16 protein-coding genes are annotated in these 21,733 nt (G+C 73.4%); 3 read left to right on the forward strand and 13 right to left on the reverse strand.

The annotated features are described in order from the left end of the window. Positions 1 to 14: 14 nt before the first annotated feature. From ABZU32_RS33590 to ABZU32_RS33625, 8 genes are all read right to left on the reverse strand, one after another. A complete protein-coding gene (locus ABZU32_RS33590; RefSeq protein ID WP_354928710.1) occupies positions 15 to 815 on the reverse strand; it encodes a polysaccharide deacetylase family protein in 801 nt (266 codons plus the stop codon). Positions 816 to 820: 5 nt separating this feature from the next. Then, complete coding sequence (locus ABZU32_RS33595) at positions 821 to 1,807, reverse strand: glycosyltransferase (RefSeq protein ID WP_354840867.1); 987 nt, start codon at positions 1,805 to 1,807, stop codon at positions 821 to 823. 4 nt (positions 1,808 to 1,811) lie between these two features. Continuing rightward, entirely contained in the window at positions 1,812 to 2,534 is a 723-nt protein-coding gene (locus ABZU32_RS33600) for a glycosyltransferase family 2 protein (protein WP_354928713.1), read from the reverse strand. A gap of 264 nt (positions 2,535 to 2,798) precedes the next feature. Beyond that, complete coding sequence (locus ABZU32_RS33605) at positions 2,799 to 3,812, reverse strand: GNAT family N-acetyltransferase (protein WP_354928716.1); 1,014 nt, start codon at positions 3,810 to 3,812, stop codon at positions 2,799 to 2,801. Between the two features lie 101 nt (positions 3,813 to 3,913). Continuing rightward, positions 3,914 to 4,267 carry a hypothetical protein gene (locus ABZU32_RS33610; RefSeq protein WP_354928719.1) on the reverse strand — a complete coding sequence of 118 codons (354 nt, stop codon included), beginning with the start codon at positions 4,265 to 4,267 and terminating at the stop codon, positions 3,914 to 3,916. 283 nt (positions 4,268 to 4,550) lie between these two features. Beyond that, the gene (locus tag ABZU32_RS33615; protein WP_354928722.1) at positions 4,551 to 6,320 is read right to left on the reverse strand and encodes a sigma factor-like helix-turn-helix DNA-binding protein; all 1,770 of its coding nucleotides are present in this window, start codon (positions 6,318 to 6,320) and stop codon (positions 4,551 to 4,553) included. A gap of 508 nt (positions 6,321 to 6,828) precedes the next feature. After that, positions 6,829 to 8,550 carry a substrate-binding and VWA domain-containing protein gene (locus ABZU32_RS33620; RefSeq protein WP_354928725.1) on the reverse strand — a complete coding sequence of 574 codons (1,722 nt, stop codon included), beginning with the start codon at positions 8,548 to 8,550 and terminating at the stop codon, positions 6,829 to 6,831. A 667-nt stretch (positions 8,551 to 9,217) separates the two neighbouring features. Beyond that, positions 9,218 to 9,856 (reverse strand): hypothetical protein, encoded by a 639-nt coding sequence (locus tag ABZU32_RS33625; protein ID WP_354840885.1) that lies wholly within the window; start codon positions 9,854 to 9,856, stop codon positions 9,218 to 9,220. A 123-nt stretch (positions 9,857 to 9,979) separates the two neighbouring features. On the opposite strand from ABZU32_RS33625, the gene ABZU32_RS33630 reads away from it, so the two are divergent. Next, positions 9,980 to 10,888 carry a DUF4184 family protein gene (locus ABZU32_RS33630; protein WP_354928728.1) on the forward strand — a complete coding sequence of 303 codons (909 nt, stop codon included), beginning with the start codon at positions 9,980 to 9,982 and terminating at the stop codon, positions 10,886 to 10,888. Then, a complete protein-coding gene (locus tag ABZU32_RS33635; protein WP_354928731.1) occupies positions 10,881 to 11,909 on the forward strand; it encodes an RNA methyltransferase in 1,029 nt (342 codons plus the stop codon). The genes ABZU32_RS33630 and ABZU32_RS33635 overlap by 8 nt, the downstream gene beginning before the upstream one ends. 53 nt (positions 11,910 to 11,962) lie before the next feature. Here ABZU32_RS33635 and ABZU32_RS33640 read toward each other — a convergent pair whose 3' ends face one another. After that, complete coding sequence (locus tag ABZU32_RS33640; protein ID WP_354928734.1) at positions 11,963 to 12,514, reverse strand: hypothetical protein; 552 nt, start codon at positions 12,512 to 12,514, stop codon at positions 11,963 to 11,965. Between the two features lie 35 nt (positions 12,515 to 12,549). After that, a complete protein-coding gene (locus ABZU32_RS33645) occupies positions 12,550 to 12,999 on the reverse strand; it encodes a hypothetical protein (RefSeq protein ID WP_354928737.1) in 450 nt (149 codons plus the stop codon). Positions 13,000 to 13,264: 265 nt separating this feature from the next. Between ABZU32_RS33645 and ABZU32_RS33650 the strand changes: the two genes are divergently transcribed. Beyond that, complete coding sequence (locus ABZU32_RS33650; RefSeq protein ID WP_354928740.1) at positions 13,265 to 17,062, forward strand: helix-turn-helix domain-containing protein; 3,798 nt, start codon at positions 13,265 to 13,267, stop codon at positions 17,060 to 17,062. 396 nt (positions 17,063 to 17,458) lie between these two features. Here ABZU32_RS33650 and atzF read toward each other — a convergent pair whose 3' ends face one another. Genes atzF through ABZU32_RS33665 form a run of 3 tightly spaced genes read right to left on the reverse strand, consistent with a single transcriptional unit; the run spans position 17,459 to position 21,673 of the window. Next, positions 17,459 to 19,333 carry an allophanate hydrolase gene (gene atzF, locus ABZU32_RS33655; protein ID WP_354928743.1) on the reverse strand — a complete coding sequence of 625 codons (1,875 nt, stop codon included), beginning with the start codon at positions 19,331 to 19,333 and terminating at the stop codon, positions 17,459 to 17,461. 58 nt (positions 19,334 to 19,391) lie between these two features. Further along, entirely contained in the window at positions 19,392 to 20,990 is a 1,599-nt protein-coding gene (locus ABZU32_RS33660; protein WP_354840897.1) for a hypothetical protein, read from the reverse strand. Beyond that, positions 20,987 to 21,673, reverse strand: coding sequence for an isochorismatase family cysteine hydrolase (locus ABZU32_RS33665; protein WP_354840900.1), 687 nt, complete (start codon positions 21,671 to 21,673; stop codon positions 20,987 to 20,989). The genes ABZU32_RS33660 and ABZU32_RS33665 overlap by 4 nt, the downstream gene beginning before the upstream one ends. Positions 21,674 to 21,733 lie beyond the last annotated feature (60 nt).

The raw sequence follows: 21,733 nt of genomic DNA on the forward strand, positions 1-21,733 counted from the left end.
TCCCCGCGGCTACTTCACTCACGCCCGACCACGTGGCGCAGGCCGTACCTGGTGCGGCGCACCACGGCGTACCCCTTGGTCAGCGCGTGTTCCTTCATGTAGATGATCGGCACGCCGCGCCCCTCGACGGCCCGCCGGAAGCGGTTCATCGTCGTGGAGCGGCCCACGGTCAGGCGCGGCAGCGCCATGACGTCGTCGGCGTCGCAGGCCAGCGCGTTGGCCACGGCGCAGGCCGCCCAGTAGCCGGCCTTGCGCACCTCCTTGCGCACACGCGCGGAGGAGTAGCCGTAGGGGTAGGCCATCGTGGCGACCGGCCGCCCCACCTTGTCCTCCAGCAGGGCCTTGTTGCGGCGCAGCTCCTGGCGCAGGGCGGCCTCCGGTAACTGGTCGAGCTGCGGGTGGCTGTGGCTGTGCCCGGCGATCTCGACGCCGCAGGAGGCGGCCTCGCGGGCCTGGCTCCAGGTCAGCATCTTGTCCAGCGGGCGGCCCGCGGCGTCGCTCCCCGCGTCGCCGACCCATCCGCTGGTGAGGAAGACCGTCGCGGGGAAGCCGAGCCGTTCGAGGATCGGCAGGGCCTCGCCGTGGAAGTCGGCGTACCCGTCGTCGAAGGTGACGACCACGGGACGCTCGGGCACCGGCGCGCCGCCCGTGCCGTACAAGGTGGCGACCAGGTCGCCTAGCGTCAACGGCGTGAACCCACGGTCCTTCAGGTAGGTCATCTGGGACTCGAACACCGACGGGCGGACCGCGAGCGGGCGGGTCGCGCTGTTCGGACGGTCGGTCACCGAGTGGTACATCAGGATCGGCACGCGCATGGTGGTCACCGTTCGTGGTCGATGGTTCGTCCGGCCCGGTCACCGCGCACGCGCAGCCGCGCGGAGCCCACGGCGTACCCCCACGTGGTCCAGGCGAGGCCGGCGACGATGGCGCCGGCCCTGGCCAGCCCGGCGGGGTCGCCCCGCAGGGCGTCGGCCACGCCGCGCAGGACGCCGCGCGGCAGCGTCTTGACGGCGTGGGCGCGCTCGCTGGACAGCCCGTCCCCGGCGCCCACGCTCTGGGAGACCAGCGCCTTGGACAGGCCTTCCGCGTAGCACCGGGACCGGAAGTAGCGGAAGGTCGCCCGGGACGCGGGCACGCGGTGGCCGATGACCGCCCGCGGCTCGAACATCATGATCGAGCCCGGCCTGCGCTGGGAGAGCCGGATGCAGAACTCGGTCTCCTCGCAGCCCAGCGGGCGGCTCTTACGGCCCTGGACGCTGCGGCCGATGCCGGAGTGGAAGCCTCCGACCTCGCCCACGACCTCCCGGATGAAGGCGGCGTTGCCGCCCATCACGTTGCGGATCGGCTTGCGTTCGGCGGGCAGGCCGCGGTAGGTGCACCCGATGGTCCAGTCGAACTCCTCGGGGAACCACCGCGGCCGCTCACCGGTGTCCCACAGGGGCTTGGTGAGCCCGCCGACCCCCACGACCGTTCCGGAGCCGGCGGGCCGCTCCGACATCGTCTCCTCGAAGGCCGCGAGCCAGTCGGCGTCCGCGACCGCGTCGTCGTCCAGGAACGCCACGACGTCACCGGTGGCGGTGGCCACCCCGGTGTTCTTGCCGCCGGACAGGCCCCGCGCGTGGGTGTTCTCCACGACGATCGCGTCGGCGTACTCCCGCTTGAGCCGCAGGTGCAGCTCGGGGTTGTAGTCGACGACCAGGATCAGTTCGTACGGCTGGCGTCTCTGGCTGCGCACCGACTGCACGGCGGCCCTGATGTCGTCCCACCGCTCCTCGGTGTAGACGCAGATGACGACGGAGATGTTCATACCGTTATGCCGCGCCCTGGTCGGCGGCGGGCTGCTGGGCGGCCGCCGCGGGAGGGATGTCGATGACCGGGCGCCGCCACTCGCGGACGATGGTCTTGAGCACGCGCCAGCCGTCCCGCACGACGCGCAGGTTGCTCTCGCCGTGAATGCGGTTGCGTTCGTGGCTCGGCACCTCGTGCACGCGCAGGCCCGCCTTGGCCGCCCGGATGTTGAGCAGGGTCTCGACCTCGAAGCCTTCGCAGTCGAGGTCCAGGACGTCCAGGTGGCGTGCCCAGAAGGCGTTGTAGCCGTAGCACAGGTCGGTGTACCGGGTGCCGTAGATCCGGTTGACCAGCGAGCGCAGGACGCTGTTGCCCAGGCGGCGGCTCAGCGTGAGGTCGTCGCTGCCGCCTCCGCTGGCGTAGCGCGAGCCCTTGACGAAGTCGGCGCCGGTGACCAGGGCGCCCACGAAGTGGATGATCTCGCGGCCGTCGGTCGAGCCGTCGGCGTCGATCATGACGATGATGTCGCCGGTGGCCTCGGCGAAACCGGTGCGCAGAGCGTCGCCCTTGCCCTTGCCGCGCTGATGCACGACGCGGAGGTTCGGGCGCAGACGCCGCGCGACGGCGACGGTGTCATCGGTGGAGTTGCCGTCCACGAGGATGACCTCGTCGATCCAGTGCGGAAGCGTGGCGAAAACGTGCGGAAGGTTCTCCGCCTCGTTCATGGCCGGTACGACCACGCTCACCGTCGGCGAAATGGCCAGGTGGGGAGTGAGAGGTGTGAAACGGTCCACTGTCGGCAGTGGCCTCAGCGTATGAAGCTGAGATTTCCCGTTGTGCTTGGTGATCTCGGGACTCATTTTCGAGGGATGTCCTTCCGGGCGGTCTGACATCGGCGGCGACTGCCAACAGGACCGGCGCGACTGGACGGAGAGGGGTTTCTCCGTCCCGGTCAGAGCAGTAGAGGGTGTGCGGTGTGCTGTGCTGTGCTTGGGAGGGGGAGCTAGCCGTCAGCGCGCCCCCGAGGGTTCCTTCTCGACGGACTCCGGCTGGAGGGATGTGCGCACCCGCCCGAAGCCTTTCAGCAGCCTGTCGGCCAGCCGGTAGAGCGAGGGGCGGTCGACCACGATGTTGCGGGCCTTGTTCACCGGCGTCCGGCCCATCCAGTGGACGGCCGCCGCCGCCGACGGACGGGAGACCCGGCCTTCGGAGACGTGGATGACGTCGTTCTTCAGCCAGCCCTTGTACTCCCGGCCCCCCTTGCCCATGTCGACCTGGCCCAGACCGTGGGAGGCGGCCTGCTCGGCCATGTGCAGGTGGTGCATGATCCCGGGGGAGTACCGGGCGAACTCGGTGTCGTAGGCGGGGAACCAGCCGACCAGCGTGTGGTGGGTGCGCAGGCCGAAGTGGCCGGCCACGGGGGTGTCGCCGGCGTACAGCATGGTGAGCACCCCGCCGAACGACGGAGTGTCCATGGCGTGCATCTCGTCCAGGAGCTGGACGATCCACGGCTGGGCGAACCGGTCGACCCGGCCCGTCCGGCGGTACTGGTCGGACTTCCAGCCGGTCAGCGTGCGCATCGACTCGGGATCGGTGGCGCACCATTCGAGGCGGATGTCGCCGTGCTCGCGTGCGAGCTTGCGCTCCTTGTAGCGGACCGTTTTGTAGTTCTTGGGAGAGTTCGTCCGCACATGGTCGATGTAGGCGTCGTAGCCGCCGGTGAGGTCCATCATCGGCACCGGGCGCACCGCGGACTCGTGCGGCGCCCACGTGGGCTGCCCGGCGACCATGTGGTCGAAGTCGAACACCGACAGCCCCGTCGCGCGCAGGATCTCGCGGGCGGAGATGTCGAGGCCGGGCACGGAGATCAGGCCGTGACAGGTGGTCAGCCAGCTTCCGAGGGGCTTGCCGATGCCGAAGGCGTGCCTTTCGAACGGCAGGAAGCCCGCCACCTTGCCGCCGTCCTCGATGACGGCGACCCGGACATAGGAGCGCAACCGGCTCAGGGCCAGCGTGAACTCCACGGAAAGGAAAGGATTGTCGAGCGATGGCGTGGCGCGCTGGAGTTCGCGCCATCGGGTGAGTTCGGCGTCCCCTAGTTCTCCAGGCCGAACGACCGTGACCTTCACCTTGACCCGGCCCCCTGTTCGGTGCGCACGTTGCCGTTCCCCCGGTACAGAGACCGAAGCACCCACATGAATCCGCCGAGCACCGCGACGGTGGCCACACCCGCGCGGGAGGACCACGCGTCGAACATGAGCATGGCCTCGGCTAGTAAGACGTTTACAACGAGACTCGCGGCGGCGCCCACCGTTAGTGCCGCGAGAGGGTCACGATCACGCAACAGTCCGACGACCGACGCTCCCGGGACCACGAGTAGGAAGAGCGGGACCAGGACCACGCGTGCCGGTGTGCGAACATCGGCGAGCGCGATGACCGCCCCCGCCGCACACGCGATCGCCAGCACCCATGTGAGCACTGTCCTTCTCCTACGCATTCTCTCCTGGCTCCGCTGGTCAAGACCGACCAAAAGGCTTGGATGATCGGTCTCTTCATAGGACCAACCACGCCACGCCGACGTCAATGCCGACGCCCCAACCCTGCCACGGGTTTACAAGGCCCAGGGCAAGAACCATAGCGCGGCCGATCAAAGGACCGGCCGCGCCAATGACTGTTGCCCCCGAGACCGCCGTGACTGTAGGGACTTGGGGGTATTCACACGGTACTATCCGTTCGCCCCAAGTGTGGACTCGGTGCCGGAATCAGGTGGCCTCGGTGGTGGCCTGCTCGCTCGCGGTCTCCGTCGGAGACGGGTCCGACGTGGGCTGCTGGTCGGGCGGCGGATCGGAGGCGGGCGGCGGGTCCTGGGCCTCCCACGAGATCGCGCATGTCGCCGCGCCGGCCGCGGATTGCAAGGTCACGGCGCCTTTGCCGTCCTCCTCCGGAGCCGAGACCACGACCGAGACCCGCTGCTTGACCCCCGCCTTGAGCGTGCCCGACGCCGGGGAGACCGACAGCGCGCCGGTCGCGGCGGCCGTCCAGGACACACTCGCGTTGCGCGCGGAGATGAGGATCTCACCCGCGTCCTTCCCGCCGAAGGCCCCCGGGCAGGAGACCACGAGCCGGGCGGCAGGGGAGGGCGGCCGGGGCGTAGGCGTGCGCGAGGGGGGCGCGCTCGACGACGTGGCCGCCGGCGCGGCGGCCGACGTGCGCGCCTGCGGCGCCAGCGTCGGCGTCGGCGTCGGACGGGTCCGCGAGGACGACGTGGGGGAGGGCCCGGCGGAGGTCGCCTCGTCGGTCGGCTCCGGGCCGTAGCTGATCTGCAGCTCGCCGGGGGTGCGGCTCGGGAAGCGCAACGTCGGGGTCGTGCCGCCGGGGTGGGAGGCGTCCTGTCCGGTCGCGACGACCATCGCCCCGGTCGCCACCAGCACGCAGGCGATGGTGGCGAAGACGGGCGTGGACCTGCGGGAGGCCCTGCGCGTGACCGGCGCACCGCGCCTGCGCGCCGGGCCGCGCCCGGACCTCCCCGAGCCCACGCCCGTCCCGTCCTGTTCCCCCGCCATGCCGTGCCGGGGGGTCTCGGCGTGGGCGACGCCCATGCCGTAGAAAGGGGTCTCGGCGGCCTGGTCGGCGGCGGCGCGCCGCTCGTCCCTGCCGCCCCGCCGCTCCGCGCGCAGCCGGCGCTCGGCCGCCGCCGCCGGGGGGAAGCCGTTCTTGTCGAACCCGTCGGCGAGCGTCATGATCGCCGTGCGCGCCTCGTCGTGCCGCGGCCGGGCGCACGACTCCGCGACCCGCCGCCGCAGTGACAGGGGTGGGAAGGCCACCGGCACCGAGTCCAGCAGCCGCTCGGCCGACACCCGGCGGCGGCGGCCCTCGGTGCACTCCTTGCAGCCGATGATGTGCCGGGTGATGCGCCGCCGCAGCTGCTGCGGCAGCGGCCCCTCGATGGAGTCCAGCAGGGCCGACAGGTCGGGGCAGTGCGCACGCCCGCTCCTGGCCAGGACCACGGCGGCCGCCGCGTTCTCCAGGTGGTCGCGGGCCCGCTCCAGGCGCGTTCCGGCCTGGCGCGAGGTGAGCCCGAGCACGGCGCCGATGTCGGAGGCGGCCAGCCCGTGCCGCACGCCCAGCACCAGCGCGTCGCGGTCCTTGGGCGCGAGCTCGTCCAGGGACTCCCGCACGATCTCCGCCAGCTCGGGGTCCTCCTCGTCCCCCGGCAGGTACTGCTCGGTGTCGGTGCCGTGCGCGGGGGTTCGGCCGCGGCGGGTGCCGCACTGGTAGCGCGTCAGCGCGTACAGCCAGGCTCGCAGGCGGGCCGGCTCACGCAGGACGCCGATGCGGCCGTGGGCGGTGACGATCGCGTCGTGGACGGAGTCGGCGGCGGCGTCGATGTCGCGCAGCAGTGAATGGGCATAGTCGTTCAGTCGGTCGGCATAGGCGTCGTAGAGACCGTCCGCCGCGCGGCTGTCCGCCTGGCGCAGACGTTCCACCAGTCGCTGGTCGTCGGCACGGCCGACGCTCGGCCATCCGGGCACGAATCTTCCTCCCCCGCAGGACGGGTACCTGGCTTGCGGTCACGCACGATCGCGAGAATTTCCCCTGCCCGCGCCAGGCCCACACGCGTAGGACGTCCGCTTCCTTCAGAGGGTTCACCCGGAAATAAACAATAATCATCGGGTATGACCTGGGAAAATAGGGATTGAGGAGTCTGCTGGAACCAGTGTGACGTCTGCGTGAGAGGGGGTGAAGATCCCTCACCCTCGGTGGCGAATCCGCTGACGAAACGTGACGGCACGGCGTTTCGGACGACCGCCCGCGCGGGCGTTTCGGATCGGCCCCGCACGGCCGCGGGACGGCGAAGCGGCGGCGGCCGTCCCGGAAGCGCACATGTCGCAGCCGGATGCCGGGAGGCCGGCCCGCCGGCGGTCGTCCGGGAGACCGCGGCGGTGGTCCGGACGGCGGACGTCGCGAGGGATCAACGGCGAACGCCCGGCTCCGGATCTCAAGGACCGGTGCCGGGCGCATGGGCCGTCCGCGCCGCTCCTACTGCGAGCCGCCCCCGCCGGTGCCGCAACGGGGGGCGCACAGGCGCCGGGAGATGCCCTCCAGGAACACCTTGCGGATCTCCAGGGCGTTGTTGGGGAAGAACGCCTGGCCCTGGGTGGCCTTGGCGATGGCCTGCATCTGCCGCCGGCCCGCCGCGTCGTCGGCGCCGAGCGCCACGATGATGATGCTGATCGGCTGGGTCTGGTCGAACTCCTGCCGCAGCTTCTTGAGTATCGCCGCGTTGCTGATGCCGCCCTCGGGGTCGTCGTTGCCGACGCCGTCGGTGAAGACGAGGATCGTGTTGATCTTGTCGGCCTCGTACTCGGCCTTCATCTTGTCGTAGGCGGCGGCCAGCGTGTCGTTGAGGCCGGTGTCGCCGGTCGGCTTGGCCTTGATCTGCTGGAGCGACTGCGAGACCACCTCGCGTCGGGTGGCGCCGTTCACCTTGGCCCCGAGCGGCCCCACCGGCACGGCCTCGCGGTAGTCGACGCCCTTGCCGTTGAGGTTGGTGGAGAACACCCAGGTGCCGACCTCGGTCTTGTCGGGGAAGAGCTTCAGGCCCTCGATGGCCGTCTGGGCGATCAGCCGCATGCGGTCGCCCGGCGCGCCCACCGCGGGCAGCGCCATGGTGCCCGAGATGTCCAGCAGGGCCAGCAGCCTGCCGCCCAGCTTCAGCCGGGACCACGCCTGCGACAGCCGCGTCACCGTGGCCGCGTCCGGGATCTTCAGGGACCGCGGGGTCGCCGGGTTCAGCCCGTTGGCCTGGCTGATGGCGCCGCCGGCCTTGCCGTCGGGCGTGCGGAAGCCGTACTCGCGGATGGTCTTCTTGGCGTCGGCGGCGGTCAGCGCGGCGGTGAACTCCTTGGCGGCCTGCCGCTTCTGCTCGTCCTTCGCGGTCACGACGACCGGGTAGTCGAGGCTGATCGTGCCCTCGGCCGGATAGAGCGCCACGACCTCGCCGGGCTTGCTCTTGTCGTTGTTGGACCAGATCTCCTGCTCGGAGGCGATGCCGATCGGGGCACGGGAGGACGGCTTGGCCATGCTGGCGAACATGTTGCCCGGCGAGTTCACCGCGTTCTCCGACAGTTGCCTGAGCACGCCCACCAGTTGGTCCTCGCCCGCGCCGGACGCCTGGAGCACTCCGGACCCGGCCAGCAGGGCGCTCATCCCCGCGGCGTTGAGCGTGGGGTCCAGCGGCAGCACGCGGATCTTGCGGCCGAGGCCGTCGGGCGTCGCGGCGTTGGCCGCCGACATCAGCCCGCTCCAGCTCGGCTCGCCGAAGGCGCTGCGCAGCTTCTCGACCACGGGCTTGGGCGCGGCCAGCACCACCGGGGAGCGGGCGACGGAGCCGGTGGGCTCGGGGATGCCCTCGCCCTTGGGGCTGGAGCGCAGCCTGGCGACCCACAGGCTGGAGTCCGGGATCCACACGTCGCCGTCGAACTTGCCGGTGGTCGCCCCGGTGCCGGCCAGGGCGTTGGTGACCCCCGCGGGGTCGCTGCCGGAGACCGCGACCTGCACGCAGGACGCGCCGTCCGCCGGAGCGGCCTTCTTGTTGTAGGCGGCGGCGATCTTGCTGATCGCCGGCTCGATGTCGGGGGAGGCCACCACCTTGAGCGCGACCGTGCCGTCGCCGCAGGCCTTGTCGCGGCTCATGATCACATAGGCGGCGACGCCCAGCAGTACGGCGAGCGCGACGGCGCCCGCCAGAGGAACCAGCACCTTGCCCCGGCCCCCCCGGCGGCGGCCTGACGGCTCGTGATAAGGGTTGTAGCCGCCCTCAAGCTCGTCTGTCCGGTGGCGTCCACCCACGATGTCCTCTTAGGTGTCGATCTTCAGGGGTACGGTGGCGCGCTTCGCAGCGACCATATAGGGAGATGTCGGGTAATGCTTACGGAACCATAGCGTCAAGCTTTATACCGGCAAAACCGATCTTTTGCTGCGGCGATGACCGGATTCGGGGCACAATCCGGTGGTTGATGCCCGTATTTCGCGATACATCTTGACGTCGCGCGAACGCGATGTATCGTGTCACGGTATATCGCGATTTCTGGTGCTCGGTCGCGGAGCCGTAGGGGGCCGGGGGCGGCCCGGGGCAGGGGGTGACACTCGTGTCGACGCTCGTCGAGGCACGTGCCACACCGGAGGTGACGGCCCTGGCGGGGCCCACCGGACGGGGGGCGGCGGAGCGGCGGCCCGATCTGCTGCTGATCGAGGCCGACCACCCCGGCTGCCCGGACGAGGTGCGCCGCGCCCTCTGGGAGTCCGACTGCGTGCGCGAGGTCGCCATCGCGGGACGGGTCTGCCGGGCCCTCGCCGACCCGGGCACCGCGCCGCTGGTGGCCGCCGCGCTGCGCGCTCAGGGCCTCCGGCTCGCCGTGGTCATCGTTCAGTGGCGGCAGCAATGGCCGCGCCAGGCCCTGCCGCCCTCGCGCACCGCCACCGCGGCCAGCGCGACGGCGACGGCCGGGTCGAGCCACCACCAGCCGAGGGAGGTGGCGGTCAGCCCCGCCAGCACCCCCGCGGCCAGCAGGGCGCACAGCATGTTCTGCGTGCCCTCGCCGGCGGTGGCCGCCGAGCCCAGGCGCGCGCCGAGCCGCCGCTTGGCCAGCCCGAGCAGCGGCATGCTGACCAGGCTGATCGTGGTGACGGCGATGCCCAGCGCCGTGGACGCCGGCCGCTGACCCTCGCGAAGGTCATAGGCCACGTGGGCCAGGAGATAGGGCGCGAGCACCCAGAAGCTGACCGCCACGGCCCGCTGCGCGCGCGACTCGGCGGTGGCCGAGTGGAGCCGGCGCCCGGTGAAGCGCCAGATGACGATGAGGCTCGCCAGTGCCTCGACCAGGGACGCCCAGCCCCAGCCGATGAGCGCCACCGAGTGGGCCGACAGCCCCGCCGCCAGGCCGAGGGAGCTCTCGGCGCCGAGCCAGACAAGCGTCGCGACCGACAGCCGCCTGGCCAGCCGCGCGTCGCGCAGGAACTGCGGCGCGGCCGAGGGACGCGCCCGCGTACCCGGATCTGGCACCATGGCCCCCGATCACCTGAAAGCCGATCCGACAGCACTGCGTAGTCTATCGGTTACACACAGTGCCCTGCCGTCGTCGGCGCGCGGCCATGGGCGGCCGGCGGGCCGTCCATGGAGGAGATCCCATTGCCCTTCACCCCCGCCCACGTCGCCGTGGTCATCCCGTTGATCGGCTCGCCGCGGGTGCGCAAGGTGCTCGATCCCTGGGCGCTCGGCGTGGGGGCGATGGTCCCCGACCTGCCGATGTTCCTGCCCTACCTGTCGAACTACAGCCGGTGGCACTCGCCGGCCGGGGTGGTCACCGACGACGTCGCCGCGGTCTTCGTCCTGCTGGCGCTGCTGCAGTTCGTCCTGCGCGACCCGCTGACCGCGCTGCTGCCCCCCCGTTTGGCCGCGCGCGTCGCCGCGCTGCCCGGACCGGCCTGGCGGCGCTTCCCCGCCATAGCGCTCGGCGCGGCGGCGGGCGCGGCCACGCACGTCCTGTGGGACTCCTTCACCCACGAGTGGGGAGCCGCGCTCTGGGGCTGGGCATGGATGACCGCGCCGGTGGTCGGCTGGCTGAACGGCGCCCAGGTGGCGCAGTACGCCTCCTCCGTGCTCGGCCTCGCGCTGACCGTCTGGTGGGTGCTGCGCTACCTGCGCGCCGCCCGCAACGCCCCCCGGCCCGAGGCCCCCGGCTTGGGGCCGGTCGGCGTGCGGCCGCGGCACACTGGGCGGGCGGGAGTCGAGGGACGGCCGGAGCTCACGGCGCGGGCGGAGGTCGAGGGACGGCCGGAGCTCACGGCGCGAGCGGAGGTCGAGGGACGGCCGGAGCTCACGGCGCGTGCGCGGTGGGGCGTGCTCACCGGCGCGGCCGGCGGCGCGTGCTGCGCGGCCGCCCTGTGGACCTTCGTCGACCCGCCGAACCCCCAGTACGGCTGGGCCGGCGTGCTCGCCAAGACGGGCGTCGGCCTGGTCGTGGGGCTGTGCGCGGTGCTGACCGTCTACGCCCTGCTGTGGCAGCTCGCGCGGGTCATACGCTTGACGCGTGCCTGAGCTCATCACCGTGGAGGACCCCGCCGACCCCCGGCTGGCCGACTATGTGCGCCTGCGCGACGTCGAGCTGCGCAAGAGCCTGGAGGCCGAGCGCGGCCTGTTCATGGCCGAGGGCGAGAAGGTCATCCGGCGGGCCGTCGCGGCCGGATACCCGGTCAGGTCGGTGCTCACCACCCCGAGGTGGCTCGCCGGGCTGGCCGACGTGCTGGGCGAGGCCCGCGTCTACCTGGTGTCGGAGGAGGTGATGGGCGGCATCGCCGGCTTCGCCGTGCACCGCGGGGCGCTCGCCTCCATGGCCCGCCTGGAGCTCCCCGCCGTGAGCGACCTGCTCGCCGGCCGGTTCACCGCCCCGGGCGACCCCCGCTTCACCCCCGCGCCGCCCCCCAGGCCCCCAGCCCCGACTCCATCGCCGCCCACCAGGCCTCCAGCCTCGACTCCGTCGCCGTTCACCGAGCCTCCGGCGCCGACTCCGTCGCCGTCCACCGGGCCCCCGACTCCGCCGCCCGCCTCGGGCACGGGCACGCAGCGGGAAGGCGGACTCCCGCGGCGGGTGCTCGTTCTTGAGGACCTGGTCGATCACGGCAACGTGGGCGCCATCTTCCGGTGCGCCGCCGCACTCGGCGTCGAGGCCGTCATCCTGTCGCCGCGCTGTGCCGACCCGCTGTACCGGCGCTCGGTGAAGGTCTCCATGGGCGCGGTGTTCGCCGTCCCGTACGCCCGCATGACCAACTGGCACGCCGGCCTCGCCGAGCTCCGCGAGGCGGGGTTCCGCACCCTGGCGCTCACCCCGGACCTTTCGGCCACGCCGCTGGAGGCCGCCGCCGTCGGCGGCCGGGTGGCGCTGCTCCTCGGCTCCGAGGGCGACGGCCTGTCCTCCCGCTGGCTGCGCGAGGCGGACGAGGCGGTGCGCATCCCCATGAGTCCCGCCGCGATGGACCTCGGCGTCGACTCCCTCAACGTGGTCGCCGCCGCCGCCATCGCCTGCCACGACCTCACCCGACTCCCGGCCGCTCTCACCTGACGGGCGGGGCGGACGGCGGCCCGTCCGCCCCGCCTTTCCATCCCGGACCGGGGTTAGGCGCGCCAGATCGACAGCGACGTGGCCCACTGGCCGCCGTTGTCCCAGGTCTGCGGGTCGTTGACGCCGAACAGCAGGCGGACGGGCAGCCCCTCGGTCCAGACCTGGCACCCCTGGAAGGCCGTCGCCTGCGCCGGCGCCCTGACCCAGCCCGCCGGGTTGTTGTTGAACCTCAGGATCTCGGAGTACTGGAAGAGGCCGGGGTACGGCCAGCCGCCCGGCGCGGTGGCCAGGTTCCCGTCCGGGCCGTAGTACGGCCCGAACACCCCGAACTGCGCGCGGTCCCCCAGGAGGGGGCGCACCACGAACGCGTCCCCGGGCAGCAGCACGTTGGGCGGGTCGGTCCCGGCGGGCAGGCTGCCGCCGCCGTTGCCGAGCACGTTGGTCTCCTGGTACCAGTCCGTCCGCTGGTTCTCCCGGCAGCGGGTCAGCGGGTCGGCCATGGCCTGGGCCGGAGGGGACGGGAGCGCCGCCAGGAAGGCGGCCCCCAGCACCGCCATGGTGAGCGCGGCGCGGATCGGCGGGAGCCGCCGGTGCCGGATCGTCACACTGGTCTCCTCTTCTCGATGTCCGCCCGGCGTCGTCACAGACCGGTGATCGTGACGGTTGAGTTGCCGCCGCACAGGAACTCGACGCTGGTGTAAGGGCTGGGCGGGGTCCAGATGTCGGCCGAGCCGGTGAAGCTCCCCTCCCAGTACGGCGGCACCCCGCCGGAGTAGAACCGCCATCGCACGAAGCCGCCGGACGGGACGGTGTAGCGGTAGCTCATCGGCCAGAACGGGTTGACGTACCAGTGGACCTGCGTCCACTGGCCCGCGTAGCAGAAGCTGCCGGCGAGCGCACGGGCCGGCGCGGTGGCCGCCGACGCCGGGCTCGCGGAGGCGACGGAGCCCGCGAACAGGACGGCCGCCGCGGCCAGCGCGCCGGCCGGGGCGAGCGTCCGCCCCCGTCGCGGCCCGCGGCGCGCCGCCCCTCGGCGTGCCGCGGCCGTCCTGACCTGTCCGAGCGGGATCCGGCGGATGAGTGGTCGCATGCGAACAACCCCTTTCTGAACCGACGTGAAGTGGCCGCGATCCGCGGTGCGGCCGAAGGGCCCGCGGTCTGTCCCGGGCGGGGCCTGCGGCACGGTCCCACCGCACCAGGTCGCGGCGAGGTGGGAAAAGGTGTCACGCAAACCCCGGACAAGTCCGGACAGCGACCTGGACGAAGTCTCCGGCGGCCGGTTGCGGACACAGCCGTCCCCTCGCCGGACGGTGCTTTCTAGACTGAGCCGCGCGTGCCGTAGCCGCCGGGAGGGCATGGTGTCGGACGGGCAGCCTTACCACCCCGATCCCGCGCGCGTGTTCGCCAAGCCCGACTTCGCGCGCGAGCTGACCCTCCTGCGAGAGCGCGCGGGGCTGACCGTCCGCGACGTGGCCCGCGCCATGAAGGTCCCCGACAGCACGGTCGGCGGGCACTTCTCCGGAGCCCACCTGCCCTCGCCGCGCCTGCTGGCCGACCTGCTCGCCGCGTGCGGTGAAGGCGATCCGGCGGCCGTCGAGCAGTGGCGGCAGGCGCTCGCCCGGGCGCGGCGGGCCCCGGGCAGACGCCCCGCGGGCGCTCCCGTCCCCTATCTCGGGCTGGCCGGGTTCCAGCCCGAGCACGCCGAGTGGTTCCACGGGCGCGACCGGCTCACCCGCCTGCTGCTCGACCGCCTGACAACCTTGCACCGGACCGGCGGCGGTCTGCTGGTCGTGCTGGGGCCCTCAGGCTCGGGGAAGTCCTCGCTGCTGCGTGCCGGCCTGATCCCCGCCGTGCGGCGGGGCCTGCTGGAGATCCCGGGTTCGGACGCCTGGCCGGTGCTTGTGACGACGCCGGGAGCCCGTCCGGCCGCACCGCCCGCGGGGAGCGGACCATGCGTGCTGGTGGTGGACCAGTTCGAGGAGGTCTTCACCGAATGCGCCGACGCGGCGGAGCGCCAGGCGTTCATCACCGCCCTCCGCCCCGGAGTGCCGGAGAGCCTGGTCCCGGGCGGCGGCCTGGTGGTGCTCGGACTGCGCGCCGACTTCGCCGCCGAGGCGCTGCGGCATCCGCCGCTGGCACGGGCCATGCAGGAGGCGCACGTCGTCGTCGAGCCGATGACCGAGTCCGAGGTGCGGCAGGCGATCACCGAGCCGGCGCGCCGAGCCGGCGTCGATGTCGAGGAAGGACTCGTCGAGCTGCTGCTCCGCGATCTGGCGCCCGCCCCGGCGGGAGGATCGCCCGGGGCGGCCCATGACGCGGGCGCGCTCCCGCTGCTGTCGCACGCGTTGTACGTCACCTGGGAGCGCGGCAGGCGCCGCAAGCTGACCGTCGCCGACTACCATGCCACCGGAGGAGTGCACGGCGCCGTCGCGCGAAGCGCGGAGGACGCCTACGACGGCCTCACCGAGGCGGAGCGCCGGCTGGCACGTGAGCTGTTCCTGCGCCTGGTCCGCATCGCCGATGACGGGGTCGACACCCGCCGGCCGATGCCCCTGAGTGAGCTGGAGCCCGGCCCCGGCGGACCGGCGGCCCGCGTGATGGACACCTTCGTGGCGCGGCGGCTGCTCACGGCGGACCACGACACCGTGCGCATCACGCATGAGGCGCTGCTGAAGGTCTGGCCGCGCCTGCGCGAGTGGATCGAGGCCGACCGCGCCGGGCTGGTCGTCGGCCAGCGCCTCGCCGACGCCGCCGAGCTGTGGCACCGGGAGGGCCGCGACCCGGCGGCGCTCTACGCGGGCACCCGGCTCGCCGCGGCCCGCGAGTGGGCGCAGGTGGAGCACCGCGGCGCGCCGTCTCCGCTCGTGGCCGGCTTCTTGGCCGCCTCCGCCCGGCGTGAACGGCGCCGCGTCCGCCGGCTGGTCCAGTCCGTCGTGGCGCTCTCGGTGCTGATCGCGGCCACCGGCGTCGCGGCCGTCGCCGCCGTGCGGGCCGAGCGGGCGGCCGGCAGGGAACGCGACGATGCCCTCTCGCAGAAGACCGCCCAGGAGGCGCTCGCGCTGCGCGCCACCAACCCGGCGCTGGCCGCGCAGCTCAGCCTGGCCGCCTACCGGCTCGCGCCCACCGTGGCGGCCAGAGGCGCCGTGCTCAGCGCCTTCACCACCCCTTACGCCACCCGGCTTACCGGCCACACCGACAGCGTCTACGCCGCGGCGTACCGGCCGGACGGACGGGTGCTGGCCACCGCGGGCGGCGACCGCGCCGTGCGGATGTGGGACGTCCGCGACCCGCACCGGCCCGTCCTCACCGCGACGCTGACCGGCCACACCGGGGAGGTCCTGTCCGCGGCGTTCAGCCCGGACGGGCGCACCCTGGTCACCGGCGGCGGCGACCACACGGCCCGTCTGTGGGAGGTGTCGGATCCGCGCGCGGTCCACCCGCTCGGCGTGCTGACCGGACACGGCGAGGGCATCCGCTCGGTGGCGTTCGCCCCGGACGGCCGCACCGTCGCAACCGCCTCCCTCGACCACACCGCGCGGTTGTGGAACGTGGCGGACCCGTGGCGTCCCACCGCTCTGGCCACGTTGAGCGCCCACACCGACGCGGTCTTCGGCGTCGCGTTCAGCCCGCGCGGCGGGCTGCTCGCCACGGCGGGCATCGACCGGACGGTCCGGGTGTGGAAGGTGTCAGACCCGCGCCGCCCCTCGCGGCTCGCGACCGTGACCGGGCGCGACGGCGTGCTGGCCGTGGCCTTCTCCCCGGACGGCCGCACGCTGGCCACCGCCGCCTTCGACGGGGTCGCCCGGCTGTGGGACCTCACCCGCCCGCGCGAGCCCCGGCCGCTCGGCGCCCTGACCGGCCACGAGTCGCTGCTGTACACGGTGGCCTTCAGCCCGGACGGCCGCACCGCCGCCACCGGAAGCGACGACGGCACCGTCCGGCTGTGGGAGGTGTCCGACCGGCGGCGGCCGGCGCCGCTCTCCGTGCTGACCGGGCACAGCCACGGGGTGCTGGGCGTCGCGTTCGACCCGATGGGACGGGTGGTGGCCAGTGCCAGCAAGGACAACACCGTCCGGCTGTGGGACCTGCACGGCCCGATCCTCGGCGGCCATCGTGCCGAGGTCGCCGCCGTCGCCTTCCCACCCGTTCCCGCCCCGCGGGTTTCCGTGGGCCCGGCCGGCGGAGGCCGGTTGCTGGCCACCGGAAGCTATGACACCACCGCTCGGCTGTGGGAGGTCTCCGACCCCTACGCCCCCATCCCGCTGTCCACGCTCGCCGGACACCGCGATGGCATCTACGCGATCGCCGCCGATCCACGCGGCCACACCCTCGCCACCGCCGGGTTCGACTTCACCGCGCGTCTCTGGGACATCGCCGACCGGCGCCGCCCGGCCGCGCTGCGCACGCTGGCCGGGCACACCGAGGCGGTCTACGCCGTGGCTTTCCGGCCGGACGGCCGGCTTGTCGCCACCGGAGGAGAGGACCGCGAGATCCGACTGTGGAACGCGTCCGACGGCCGCCCGGCCGGCCCCGCGTTCCCCCGGCAGGGCGGCGCCGTGGCGGCCGTGGCGTTCGGCCCCGGAGGCCGCGTCCTCGCCACCGGAGCCGCCGATCACACCGTGACCCTGTGGGACGTGCTCGTCCCCGGCCGCCCGGTCGTCCTGGCCATCCTGCGCGGGCACGGCAACGGCGTGGAGACGGTCGCGTTCAGCCCGGACGGGCGGCTCATCGCGTCCGGCGGCGCCGACCGCACGGTGCGCCTGTGGGAGGTGTCCGACCCGCGACGTCCCTTCTCCCTCGCCATGCTGACGGGGCACAGCGACAGCGTGGCGGCGGTCGCGTTCAGCCCGGACGGGCGGCTGCTGGCCACCGGCGGCAGGGACCGCACGGTGCGCCTGTGGGACGTGGGTGACCCGCGGCGCCCCGCCGAGCGAGCTGTCATCACCGGGGACGGCGGCGCGGTGACGTCGATCGCCTTCGCCCCGGACGGCGCGCTGCTCGCGATCGGCGGAGACGACGGCACGGCCCGGCTCGTCGATGTCCGTGTGGAACCGGTCGCCGCCCGGGTCTGCCGCATGGCCCACCCGCACATCACCCCGGCCGAGTGGCGGCAGTACTTCCCGAACGTCCCCTACACGCCGCCCTGCGGCTGACCCGGGGGCGGCCGGAGGGTAGGTGCGGGCCGTGGGGATCAGGACGCGGTGAGGTCCGGTCGCTGGATCCGGTGGACGCTGGGCGTCCGGCCACCCAGCCGCGGGGCAGGACGCCGATGTCGTTGACCAGGCCGCGCGGCTTCTCGTCCACCTCGAGCACCATCGTCTGCTAGACGGTTACGCCGATGAGATGCACCCCGCGGTCGGCGTGGCAATACGAGATCGAGCCTTGCTCGACGTCCAGGACGGTCCTGATGAGAATGCCGCTGTCGAGCCTGCGCAGATATTGGTTCACCACCACCCGTCGGCCGATCGGCCCGCGCTCTGGTGCGCTGGTCGAATGGGCACGGAAACGTGACCTCTCCGGCGGCGGGGAACGGCGCCGCCCGGCGGGGGCTACCGCGGGGTGCGCGCCGTCGCGAGAAGGTAGGCCGGCCAGCTTCCGTGGGCGCTGATGTCCTTCGCCGACTCGGTGGCGTACGCCTCGCACAGGAAGCCGAGGACGCGGCGGCCGTCGGCGAGGTCGACGGTGCCGAGCGTCAGCGGCGGCGCGGTGTCGGCGAGCAGCGTGCCGAGCGCCTGCGTGCCCAGCTCGTACAGTTCCACCTCGACCGCGACGCCCGCGCCGGGCCGGCGCACCAGGCCGGGACGCGCCGGCTCGCCGCCGTCCAGCGCGTAGAGCCGGTAGTGCGGCGCGGTCATGGCCGTGCCGAGGCCGGCGGCGCCGAGCGCGGCGAGCCGGCCGTGCAGCGGCTGCCCGAGCCGGTGCGCCCCGACGACGGCCAGCACTTCCCGTCCGCGATCATGGACGCCCGTCGCCGTCTCCGGGGCCTCGGTGGGTGAGGACGAGATGTCCGTCCCGGAGGCGGCGGGCCGTGCGCGGGAGGCGCCCGCGGTCGCGTCGCCGCGGGATGGCGTGGTGGCCTCGGCGGGCGACTGGAAGGCGTCGGCCAGGCCGGCGAGCAGGGCGTCCGCGCCGGCCGGGGCCAGCAGGCTGAGGCCGTGCGGGCGGCCCGCCGCCGTCATGCCGCCGGGCACCGCGACCGCCGCCAGGTCGAGCAGGTTGGCGAAGGTCGTGTAGTGCCCGAGGACGGTGTTGCGGTCGATCGGGCTCTCCAGCATCTCGGCGACGGTGAAGGTCGTCGGCACCGTCGGCAGGGCGAGCGCGTCCATCGCCGCCCACGCCCGCCGGGTCTTCGCGCGCAGCGCCCGCAGGCGGTACAGGCCCTCGAAGGCGTCGACCGCGCTGAGGCCGGCGCCGCCGCCGAGCACCTCGCGGGTGACCGGGTGCAGCTCGCCGGGGTGACGGGCGGCGAAGTCGCCCACCGCGGCGAGCCGTTCGGCGATCCACGGCCCCTGGTACAGCAGCCGTCCCGCGGCGAGGAACGGGTCGAGGTCGACCGGGACGATCCGGTGCCCGAGCCCGGCCAGCCGCTTCACCACCTCGGCGAACGCGGCCTCGGCGGCGTCGTCGCCGAAGAACGACAGGTGCTCGGGCACCCCGACGCGCATCGCGCCGACGGCGGGCGGCGCAGGGGAGGGGACGGGCAGCGGGCGCGACCACGGGTCGTCGGGCTCGGGACCCGCCATCACCGACAGCACCGCGAGCCCTTCGGCGGCCGACCGGGCGAAGACGCTCGGGCAGTCCAGCGACGCGCACGCCGGCACGACGCCCAGCGTGCTGACCAGACCCCGGCTCGGCTTGATCCCGGTGGTGCCGGTGAGGGCGGCCGGCACCCGGCCCGACCCGGCCGTGTCGGTGCCCACGGCGAAGGTCACCAGCCCGGCGCCCACCGCGACCGCGGAGCCCGAGCTGGACCCGCCGGAGATCAGGCCGGGCACCAGCGGCGACTCGCACGTGCCGTACGGGCTGCGGGCGCCGGACAACCCGGTGGCGAACTGGTCCAGGTTGGTCTTGCCGACCAGCAGCGCCCCGGCCGCGAGCAGCCGCTGGACCAGCGGCGCGCCGCGCTCGGGCACGTAGGCGTAGGCCGGGCAGGCCGCCGTGGTCGGCAGCCCGGCCACGTCCACGTTGTCCTTGACGGCGAAGGGGACCCCGTACAGCGGCGGGCGCGAGCCGGGGTCCGGCCAGCGGCGGGCCAGTTCGGCGGCGTCGCCGAGCAGGTCCGCCGCCGGCCGCAGGGTGATCCACACGTGGTCGTCGCCGCGGGCGGCGATGCGCCTGAGCACCTCCGCGGCCACGCCGGCCGGGGTGAGCGACCCGTCGCGGTACCCGCGGGCCAGGTGCGCGAGATCGAGCGAGATGGTCATCGGATCCCTCTGTCGTGGGCGCCGCCGGCCGCGTGCCGGCCGGCGGGTCGGCCGGGGGTCATGAGGCCGCGGGTACCTCGGCGGCCACGGGCTCGGCGGCGGGCGGGGCGGTCGCGGCGTCCTCGGCCCCGGCCGGGCGAAGGAAGGCGAAGGCCAGCAGCACCAGCCCGGCGAACAGGTAGCCCAGGGCGATCTGGCCGCCCGCGTTCCACGCGACCCGCTCGCCGTGGATCAGGCCGACGAACGACAGCGCCGCCCCGATGCCCGCGTACGCGGCGGCCCACAGGAACGAGCGGTCGATGATGAACGCGGCGATCGAGCCCAGCACCAGCCCGGCCAGCACCGCCCCGCCGCCGAGCAGGGCCGTGCCCTCGTAGACCGTGCCGCTCTGCGCGATGGCCGCGTACCCGACCTTCTGGGCGCTGGTGCCCGCCGCCGCCAGCGCGTTGTCCATGTAGCCCTGCGCCCAGGCGGCGATGTTCGGGATGATCGCCAGCACGACGGCGACGGCGTGCGCCCGCGGCACGGCCTGGAACGCCTGGGCGCCGATGAGCAGCCCGATGTACAGCAGGATGGGCACGATCGCCGGCGTCGGGAACACCGCGCCGAGCAGCGAGAACATGCCGAGGAAGCAGAAGGCCGCGATCACGACGCCGCTGGCCATCGAGTAGCCGCTGCGGCCGCCGGCCGACTTCCACCCCGGGTGGCCGATGTAGACCGCGGGCGGGAACGGCGAGCCGAGCATCGAGCCGACCACCGCGCCCGCGCCGTCGGCGAGCAGGACCGATCGCAGGTTGTAGGAGTCACCCGCGGCGGCGGCGCTCTCGACGTTGCTCATGCCCTCGGTGAAGTTGTAGATGCCGAGCGGGATCGCGGTGGCCAGCAGCGGCGACACCTCGCGCAGCCCGTCGAGCAGCCGGCCGAGGTTGAAGGAGGGCAGGCTGACCGCGATGTCGCCGGCGGCCCGGCCGACGTCGGCCGGGTTCATGTACCCACCGATCCAGGCGATGGCGGTGCCCGCGAGCAGCGCGGCCAGGCCGACCGGGATGCCGCCCGGCAGGCGCAGGTCGGTGAAGAAGCCGACCAGGATGATCACCAGCACCGGCAGCGCGATCCAGGCGGCCTCCCACATCTGCGCGGCGGGACGCATGGCGATGAAGGCGATCGAGATGCCCGCGAGAGTGCCGAGCATGGCCGCCCTCGGCGTGAACCGGCGGATGTAGGGGCCGACGAACGCGCCGATCACCACGATGAGGCCGATGATGAAGCACCACGCCAGCCCGGCGGCCCACGCCGTGAGGGGGTTCTTCGTCGTCAGGTAGGTGGGCAGCATGATCACGAAGACGACGATGAACATGTGCGGCACGCTCGGCCCGTACGGCATCGCGCAGACGTCGTCGCGGCCCTCGCGGCGGGCCAGCCGCCGGGCCAGGTAGGTGTAGTAGAGGTTGCCGATCAGGAGCTGGATGCCCATCGCCGGCAGGATGACCCCGAAGACCTGCGCGCCGGGCAGGTGCACGACGCCGAGGCACAGGCCGCTCAGCACCAGCACGTTCACCATGACGTTGAAGCCGAGACCGAAGAAGGCGTTGGTGTCCCCGCCGACCCACCAGGGCAGGCGCGGCGGGGCTGACAGGGGGGTGGTGGTCGTGGTCATCGTGCGCTCCGCGCTTCTAGTGCCTTGAGGTAGTGGCCGGAGGGGGCGACCCACCCGAAGATGCCGCCCTGTGCCGCGATCATGTCGAGTCCGTGGCGCTGGAACTCCGGGAAGTAGGAGCCCACGCAGTCCGACAGCACCAGGCACTCGTAGCCCCGGTCGTTGGCCTCCCTGACGGTGGTGTGCACGCACACCTCGGTCGTGACGCCGGTGACGACCAGGCTGCGAACGTCCATGTCGCGCAGGATCTCGTCCAGCCCGGTGGCGTAGAAGGCGCCTTTCCCGGGCTTGTCGATGACCAGCTCCCCCGCGATCGGGGCGAGCTCGTCGATGATGTCGTGGCCGCGTTCGCCGCGGACCAGGATGCGCCCGTACGGGCCGGGGTCGCCGATGCGCATCGAGGGCGCGCCGCGGCGCAGCTTGGCGGGCGGGCAGTCGGACAGGTCGGGCAGGTGCCCCTCGCGGGTGTGCACCACGGGCACGCCTGCGGACCGGGTGGCGGCGAGCACCTCGCGCAGCGGGGGGATGACGTCCTGGAGCAGGGTCACGTCGTTGCCCAGGCTCTCCCCGAAGCCGCCGGGCTCGACGAAGTCGCGCTGCATGTCGATGACCAGCAGGGCGGTGTGCGCGGGGTCGAAGCCGTAGGGATACGGCTGGGCCTCGACGAGAAGCGGATCGGACACGTTGGCCTCCGTTCCTCCGATTCCTCCCTTGTCGATTGTCGACAGGATTGTGTCGGGGGT

Source organism: Sphaerisporangium sp. NPDC005288, assembly GCF_040607475.1.
GTDB lineage: Bacteria > Actinomycetota > Actinomycetes > Streptosporangiales > Streptosporangiaceae > Sphaerisporangium > Sphaerisporangium rhizosphaerae.